Consider the following 6,845-nt stretch of genomic DNA (forward strand, 5'->3'; position numbering starts at 1 on the left):
GGGGCCGGAACATGTCCTGAGCTTCGCACCCACGCGCTCGGGCAAGGGCGTGGGCTTGGTGGTGCCTACGTTGCTTTCGTGGCCGGCGTCCGCCGTCATTCACGACATTAAGGGAGAGAACTGGAAGGGGAGCCCGCAGAACTCGGAAAAAATCGTACGCTAAGGTTTTCCGAGCTGCCGCAGCGGCCTGAATTTCCCGTCTTCCAGCTTGCGGCTTTGCCGCCAAACGTAATCGCCGGTCAGGTTGATGTGCTCCCAGCCCAATGGCGAAAGGTATTGCAGTAACTCAGGATTAACTGGCTTGCCTGCCTCTTCTCGGGCCTGGGTCGCGCGCTCCAAGTACACGGTGTTCCACAACACGATGGCGGCCGTCACCAGGTTGAGGCCGCTGGCCCGGTAGCGCTGCTGCTCGAAACTCCGATCCCTGATCTCGCCGAGGCGGTTGAAGAACACCGCCCTGGCCAGGGAGTTACGCGCCTCGCCCTTGTTCAATCCGGCATGCACGCGGCGACGCAGTTCCACGCTTTGCAGCCAATCGAGGATGAACAGCGTGCGCTCGATCCGACCCAGCTCGCGCAGAGCCACGGCCAGGCCGTTCTGGCGCGGGTAGCTGCCAAGCTTGCGCAGCATCAGCGATGCGGTGACGGTGCCCTGCTTGATCGACGCGGCCAGCCGCAGAATCTCGTCCCAGTGAGCGCAGACGTGCTTGATGTTCAGGGTTCCGCCGAGCATTGGACGCAGCGTCGGGTAGTCTTGGACGCTATTGGGCACATACAACTTGGTTTCACCGAGGTCGCGGATGCGCGGCGCGAAGCGGAAGCCCAGCAGGTGCATCAGGGCGAAGACGTGATCGGTGAAGCCAGCGGTGTCGGTGTAGTGCTCCTCGATCCGCAGATCGGACTCGTGGTACAGCAGACCGTCGAGCACGTAGGTGGAATCACGCACGCCTACATTCACCACGCGGGTGCTGAACGGCGCGTACTGGTCAGAGATGTGGGTGTAGAACAGCCGTCCTGGCTCGCTACCGTACTTCGGGTTGACGTGGCCGGTGCTCTCGCCTTTACCGCCGGCACGGAAACGCTGGCCATCGGAGGATGAGGTGGTGCCGTCACCCCAGTTGGCGGCGAAGGCATGCCGGAACTGGCTGTTGACCAGCTCGGCCAGGGCCGTCGAGTAGGTTTCGTCACGGATGTGCCAGGCTTGCAACCAGGACAGCTTGGCGTAGGTCATGCCCGGACTCGACTCGGCCATTTTGGTCAGGCCGAGGTTGATGGCATCGCCCAGGATCGCCGTTAGCAGTAGCGTCCGGTCTTTCGCCTGTGCGCCATCCTTCAGGTGCGTGAAGTGGCGGGTGAAGCCCGTCCATTCATCCACATCCATCAGCAGCTCGGTGATCTTGATGCGCGGCAGTAGCTGGCTGGTCTGGTCGATCAGCGCCTGCGCGGTGTTGGGCACCGCGGAATCCAGCGGGGTGATTTTTAGCCCGGACTCGGTGAGGATGGCATCGGGTAGTTCGTTGTCCTTTGCCAGTCGGGTGACAGTGGCCAGCTGCTCGTCCAGCAGCTGCAAACGCTCTTCCAGGTACTGGTCGCTGTTCGGGTTGATCGCGAGTGGCAGCGCCTGTTCCCGCTTGAGTGCGGCGAATTTCTCGGGAGGCAGTAGGTAGTCATCGAAGTCGCGGAACTGCCGCGAGCCTTTGACCCAGATGTCGCCGGAGCGCAGCGCGTTCTTCAACTCGGACAAGGCGCAGATTTCGTAGAAGCGCCGGTCGATGCCTTCCGGGGTGATCACCAGCGGTTTCCAGCGCGGCTTGATGAAGGCGGTCGGTGCGTCGGAGGGCACCTTGCGCAGATTATCGGCATTCATCTCGCGTAGGGTCTGAACGGCATCCAGCACGGCTTGCGCTGCCGTCGCGGCTCGGAGCTGAAGCACCTCCAGAAAGGCTGGGGTGTAGCGGCGTAGCGTAGCGAAGTTCTCGCTGACCAGGTGCAGGTGGTCGAAGGCTTCCGGCCGGGCCAGCAGCTCGGCCTCAGTGACACTCTGGGTGAACTCGTCCCAGGGAATGACCGCCTCGATGGCGGCGAACGGATCGTCACCGGACTCTTTAGCGTCCAGCAGGGCCTGGCCGATCTTCGAGTACAGGCGCACCTTGTCATTGATCGCTTTGCCCTGCTTCTGGAACTGCTGCTGATGCTTGTGTTTCGCGCCACTGAACAGCTTGACCAGGATGCGGTCGTGCAGATCAACCAGTTCATCGATCACGGTCGCGGTGCTTTCCAGTACCACGGCGACCAGCGTGGCATAGCGCCTCTCCGGTTCGAACTTGCCGAGGTCTTGTGGCGTCATCTGCCCGCCCTCGCGGGCGAGCTTCAGCAATCGGTTCTGGTGGATGTGCCGGCCGAGGCTGTCGGGAAGGCCCACCAGTTGGAAAATCTTCAGCCGCTCGATGTGCTCGATCATGTGCCGCGAGTTCGGCTTCAGCGGTGATTGCCGCAACCAGGTCAACCAAGTGCTGTTGCTGCCGGCCTTAATGGTGAGCAGTTCGTCGAGCTTGGCGTGATGCGATGGGTTCAACGGCTCGATCAGGGCGCGATAGACCCGCCGATTGGCGCGTGCAATGGCCTCCGAACACGCCCGGTCAATAACGCTCAGCGTCGGCAGGATGCGCCGCTTCTGGCGCAAGCTCTCCAGCGCCTGCCCGGCCAGCAGCAAGCCCTTGTCGGTCTGCTGGGCCAGCTCGGTCAACTCGCGCACCAGGGCGCGGAAGTCCGACAGACCGAACGGGGCCAGTTGCAGGTAGGTGCGCAGTTCCAGAGCGTGCTCGCGGCGGGTCACGTCGCGCTCACCGTACTTCGCCCAACTCGCGGGGTCGGCTTGGACTTGCTTGGCCACCCACTGGATCACGGGCTCGGGTAGCGCCGTGTCGTTGCCCAGCGCATAACCAGGGTAGCGCAGCAGGCAGAGCTGCACGGCGAAGCCGAGGCGGTTGCCATCGCCCCGCCGTTGACGGATCAGGGATAGGTCGGAGTCGTTGAAGGTGTAGTAGCGGATCAGGTCATCCTGGCTTTCTGGCAGCGCAAGCAGGGTGTCGCGCTCCGTAGCCGAGAGAATCGAGCGACGCGGCATGGTTCAGTCGTCCGTGCGAAGGTACTGGTAGAGGGTTTCACGGCTGATGCCGAACTCGCGTGCGAGCTGAGCCTTCGGCTCGCCGGCAGCGGCCCGCTGCCGCAACGTGATGGCTTGATCGTCGGAGAGAGCTTTCTTGCGGCCCCGGTAAGCACCGCGCTGCTTGGCCAGGGCGATGCCCTCGCGCTGCCGCTCGCGGATCAGGGCGCGCTCGAACTCGGCAAAGGCCCCCATGACCGACAACATGAGGTTGGCCATGGGCGAGTCCTCGCCGGTGAACACCAACCCCTCCTTCAAGAACTCGATGCGCACGCCGCGCTTGGTCAGCCTTTGCACCAGACGGCGCAGATCGTCGAGGTTGCGCGCCAGGCGATCCATGCTGTGCACCACCACGGTATCGCCTTCGCGGACGAATCCGAGCATGGCTTCCAGCTGCGGGCGCTGGGTGTCCTTGCCCGAGGCCTTGTCGGTGAACAGCTTGCCGATCTCGACCTGCTCAAGTTGGCGTTCCGGGTTCTGGTCGTAACTGCTGACCCGAACGTAACCGATGCGTTGTCCCTGCAAGATGCCTCCATAGGCTGGATGGGCGGTAGGGCTTACGTTGGTTTTTGGTTCCATTGCGCCCTAAGCCTTGAATTTGTCAGGTTGGAATCTATGACCTTGGCAAGCATGTGTCAAAGAATGTGAAAGCAGACTCTATTCTGACGGCGCAGCGTGGCCATTCCTGACATCCAGTTAGGGTATGCCTTAAATTGACGCTCCGACATGAGTTGTGTATTAGATATAACTTATTGTAGTATTTGTAACATTAATCATCTTTTTGACGAAGGAGCCCGTGCTTGAGCTTTCTTGCCCTATTCGTCAGCCTGCCCACCAAGGCATCGACCGGCCGCATGCGCGTCTGGCGTTCTGTCAAAGCGCAGGGCTGCGCAACGCTGCGCGACGGGGTCTATCTGCTGCCCGACTCGGCGGACAGTGCGGCGACGCTGGGCGAAGTGGCGGCGCAGGCGGTGGAAGTCGGGGGCAGCGGCCAGGTCTATCGACTGTCGGGGTGTGACGAAGCTCAGAAGGCCGCGCTACGCGCCCTGTTCGACCGGGGCGAGGAGTACGCCAGCATCGCCGAGGAGATCAAAGCGCTCGGGCGTAACCTGGCATCCCCGGACGGCGCCGATGCCATGCGCAAGCTCCAGCCGCTCGTGCGCCGCTTCGAGCAGGTGAACCGCATCGACTTCTTCCCCGGCGAGGCGCAGCGGCAGACCTTGAGCCTGCTGGACGACCTGCGCGACGCGATCACCCGCCGTATGTCTCCCGACGAGCCGACCGCCCGGCAGACGGATATTCCGCGGCTGAACCGCGCCGACTATCAGGGTCGGACCTGGGCCACGCGGGCGCGCCCGTGGGTGGACCGACTCGCTTCGGCCTGGCTGATCCGGCGGTTCATCGACCCGAGCGCGCGCATCGTCTGGCTGGCGAGTCCCTCCGACTGCCGCAATGGCTGGCTCGGCTTCGATTTCGACGGCGCCGCCTTCAGTCATGTGGGCACCAAGGTCACCTTCGAGACGCTGCTGGCGAGTTTCGGACTTGATTCCGCCCCTGCACTGGTACGCCTGGGCAAGCTCGTGCATTGCCTGGATTTGGGCGGGCTGCCGGTAGCAGAAGCGCTGGGCATCGAATCGCTGCTCGCCGGCTTGCGCGCATCGGAACCCGATGACGACGCGCTGCTTGCCCGCGCGTGCGAAATTTTTGATTGGCTATTGAAGAGTTACGAGGACAAAACAACGTGAACGCCCCGACCAGTCCTCAGACCGCCGCGCAACCACGCCCGGCCCGTCCGTCTTTCTGGGACATCACCCAAGACGACCTGCTGCTGGCCGCAGGCTTCGGCCGTATTCGACGGCTTGTTGGCCAACTTCCGTATTTGACTGGTTACTGTTGAACTACAAGGAGAAGATCTATGAGCGTTGCGAATGAAGAGTCGTATCGCCCGAGCAAGGCGACGGATGCCACGACTGAAGCCGTCCCTCCACCCATGAGCTACCCACAGCTCTTCGCGCGCTTCCTCAAGTTCGGCTTGCTCGCATGGGGCGGGCCTGTGGCTCAGATCGGCATGTTGCGCCGCGAGCTCGTGGACGAGGAACGCTGGATCTCCAGCAAACGCTTCAACAAGCTGCTTGCGGTGATGCAGGTGCTGCCCGGACCCGAAGCGCATGAAATATGCGTTCATTTGGGCATCCGAGCAAAGGGGCGGCTGGGGGGCGTGCTGGCGGGACTCGGTTTCATGCTTCCCGGATTCTTGCTGATGTTCGCGCTGTCCTGGTTGTACTTCCAGATTGAATTCGTGGGTACCGCGCTGGGCGCGGCGTTCCTTGGCGTGCAGGCGGCTGTGATCGCCCTGATCGTGCGCGCCGTGCACCGTATCGGCGAGCACATCCTGCTTGATCGCTGGTTGTGGGTCATTGCCATCGTTTGCGCGCTGGCAGCCATAGGTCGTGTCGACTTCTGGATCACCCTGCCGGCGGGCGGCCTTGTGTACGCCCTGCTCGTGCTGAATCATCGGGCCTCAGCGCTCTTGGTGACACTGGCGGCGGTGGCGCTGGCCGCGGCCGTGGCTTTGTGGGCTGCACCGACAGCGAAGCTTGTGGAAGCGGTCGTTCAGGGCCAGGCCTCGGTGCTGCTCATCTTCGCGTCGGGCCTGAAGGCCGGCTTGCTCACCTTCGGCGGCGCCTACACAGCGATTCCGTTCGTTCGCAACGACGCCGTCGGGCGCGGATGGATGACGGATGGGCAGTTCCTGGACGGCCTGGCGCTGTCCGGTGTGCTACCGGCACCCCTCATCATCTTCGCCACGTTCGTCGGCTATGTGGCGGGGGGGCCGATCGGGGCGGTGGCCATGACGGTGGGTGTCTTTCTTCCGGCCTTTGCGTTCTCGCTGATTTTCTACGACCGGCTGGAGGCGGTCGTGGAGAACAAACGGCTGCACGCCTTTCTGGACGGCGTCGCGGCTGGGGTAGTCGGCCTGATCGGCGCAACCACCATCGACTTGGCGCAGGTCACTGCTGAACGTGTCCCATCGTTGACGGTGGGCATGTCGATTTTCGCCGCAGGCTTGGCATTCCTTTATGCCTGGAAGAACAAGCTCAACGTCGTCGTCGTGATCCTCGCGGCGGGATTGGCGGGGTGGCTGGTATTTCCGAACCAAGGCTGAACCTGATCGAGTCAGCCTTCGTCGCGCCGTTTCCGATCCACCTTGCTGAGGAAGCCAAGATGCCTTACGAACTGAAACCTCTTTCATGCGATCCGGCCAAACTCACCGGCCTGTCCGAGAAGCTGATCGTCAGCCACTGGGAAAACAACTACGGCGGTGCGGTAAAGCGCCTCAATGCCATAGCGAGCCCCGCCATTGGCGGCGCCCTATTCGCCGCCGGCTGGCTGGCGGCGCCGCTGGTGGCCTGCGGCCTACTCAAGGTCGTCTATGACGTTGTGCTTTGGCGCGCTTTTCGGAAGTACGAGGGACCATCCTCTTGAGAGCGCTCGCGCGCAAGCACATGGCGCGGCTTAGCGTACGATTTTTTCCGAATTCTGCGGGCACCCATGGAAGATCACGGCGGGCTGGCGTTCGCGCTTTTCGCACTGCCTGCTTTTCAACCCCACCGATAGGCAGTCGGCCGCCTACAACCCGCTGCTTGAAGTCCGGCGCGGCGCACATGAAGTGCGCGACG

General features: G+C 62.8%; 5 protein-coding genes and 1 pseudogene. 4 read left to right on the top strand and 2 right to left on the bottom strand.

Annotation, left to right across the window (positions count from 1 at the left end; genetic code table 11):
• Positions 1-127, top strand: a pseudogene (locus tag G7020_RS23375) (type IV secretory system conjugative DNA transfer family protein); the annotation flags it as partial.
• A 32-nt stretch (positions 128-159) separates the two neighbouring features.
• Here G7020_RS23375 and G7020_RS23380 read toward each other — a convergent pair.
• Positions 160-3,126: a Tn3-like element ISPa40 family transposase gene (locus G7020_RS23380; RefSeq protein WP_003117273.1), complete on the bottom strand. Its 2,967-nt coding sequence runs from the start codon at positions 3,124-3,126 to the stop codon at positions 160-162.
• Between the two features lie 3 nt (positions 3,127-3,129).
• Positions 3,130-3,690 carry a recombinase family protein gene (locus G7020_RS23385; protein ID WP_003117272.1) on the bottom strand — a complete coding sequence of 187 codons (561 nt, stop codon included), beginning with the start codon at positions 3,688-3,690 and terminating at the stop codon, positions 3,130-3,132.
• Between the two features lie 275 nt (positions 3,691-3,965).
• Here G7020_RS23385 and G7020_RS23390 point away from each other — a divergent pair, with 275 nt between their 5' ends.
• From G7020_RS23390 to G7020_RS23400, 3 genes are all read left to right on the top strand, one after another.
• Positions 3,966-4,910, top strand: a complete 945-nt coding sequence (locus G7020_RS23390) for a chromate resistance protein ChrB domain-containing protein (protein ID WP_003117271.1) — start codon at positions 3,966-3,968, stop codon at positions 4,908-4,910.
• Between the two features lie 170 nt (positions 4,911-5,080).
• Positions 5,081-6,331, top strand: a complete 1,251-nt coding sequence (chrA, locus tag G7020_RS23395) for a chromate resistance efflux protein ChrA (protein ID WP_133424882.1) — start codon at positions 5,081-5,083, stop codon at positions 6,329-6,331.
• Positions 6,304-6,651 carry a chromate resistance protein gene (locus G7020_RS23400; protein ID WP_223656445.1) on the top strand — a complete coding sequence of 116 codons (348 nt, stop codon included), beginning with the start codon at positions 6,304-6,306 and terminating at the stop codon, positions 6,649-6,651. Before chrA ends, G7020_RS23400 begins: the two co-directional genes overlap by 28 nt.
• The last annotated feature ends 194 nt before the right edge of the window (positions 6,652-6,845 follow it).

This window comes from Stutzerimonas stutzeri, from assembly GCF_013522825.1.
Classification (GTDB): domain Bacteria; phylum Pseudomonadota; class Gammaproteobacteria; order Pseudomonadales; family Pseudomonadaceae; genus Stutzerimonas; species Stutzerimonas stutzeri_AK.

Coding starts and splice junctions, on each gene's coding strand:
- G7020_RS23380 (WP_003117273.1), bottom strand. CDS start 3,126: ATGCCGCGTCGCTCGATTCTCTCGGCTACGGAGCGCGACACCCTGCTT.
- chrA (WP_133424882.1), top strand. CDS start 5,081: ATGAGCGTTGCGAATGAAGAGTCGTATCGCCCGAGCAAGGCGACGGAT.